Here is a 1,233-nt window from a genome sequence, read left to right on the forward strand (position 1 = left end):
TCTCAAAAATCAATACAATATGAACATTCCTCGTTATATTGAAGCGATTGATGAAGAGATCCCGCATGACGTAGATGCACACTTACTTGGTGGGATTCCTCAAAAGAATATTGACGATTTGAAGGTTTTGCAGTCTTCAGTGCCAGATATTATGGGACAATCCTTCAAGGAAATCCGTGAAGGCTATGTTGAGCTATTGAAACCGGTTGATGATATTTCTTATATGGTCTTCAACGATTCACGCGTTATTGAAAAATCAAAAGAAATCGAAGGAAAAGCAACATCCTTTATTAATAAATATTTCGATGCTTTACGAAATGTAGAAAATATCAGTAAATCATCCCAGTTAATGAATGACATGCTCGATGAAATAAAAGCGATTTTGTCAGCGTTCAACAATATTGATGTGTATGATGGCTATCAAATTGTCGCTGAAATTTGGAAAAATGCATTGTCCCATGATACGGAAATCATTGCTTTAAGTGATTTTTATACAGCTGGACGCACACGTGAACCAAATATGGTAACGAAGGGAACTGGCAATAAAAAACGTGTCGAGCAAGACGGCTGGATCGGCAGTATCGTACCAAATGAGTTGATTGCTAAACATTTATACAGTGATGAACTAGAAGAAATTGAAACAAAGAAAAATCGCATTCAAGAGATTGAAACAGAGCTGTTAGACTTGGTTGAAGCTGCGAAGGTTGAAGATAGCGATGAAGCCAATGCATTAGGCGATACGTTGAATGAAGCCGGTGAATCTTTTGATAACAAGTTGATCAAAGCAGAGTTAAAAAAAGCGGGCAAGGGAACAAGTGAATATAACTATCTGAAAAATGTTGAACAGTTACATGTAGATAAATCAACACTCAGTAAAGCAGTGAAAGCAGATGAAAAAAACCTAAAAGAAGCGGTACAAGAACGAATCTTAATATTAACAAACGAAGAAATCGACAACTTGATGTATGAAAAATGGTTTGGCAATACAGTGGGCGATTTGGTTCGCTTAATAGAATTACCGTTACAAAAGGAATTAAACACACTCCAAATGTTGCGCAATCGTTATGCCGATACTTTATCAGCAATCGACAAAGAAAGTCGTAGTTTAGAATCAACAATCGAAAACTGGTTGAATGAAATGGTGGTTGCGCCATTATGAAAAAAACAAATTTAATACCTAAGAGACGATTTAGAGAATTTCATAATGAAAATGGTTGGAATCAACTTAATTTG

General features: G+C 35.8%; 1 pseudogene. It reads left to right on the top strand.

What is annotated here, in order from left to right:
* A pseudogene (locus G3O09_RS21940) lies at window positions 1-1,159 on the top strand (type I restriction-modification system subunit M); the annotation flags it as partial.
* Window positions 1,160-1,233: the final 74 nt, after the last annotated feature.

This window comes from Peribacillus alkalitolerans (assembly GCF_010882125.1).
Taxonomy (GTDB): domain Bacteria; phylum Bacillota; class Bacilli; order Bacillales; family DSM-1321; genus Bacillus_BN; species Bacillus_BN alkalitolerans.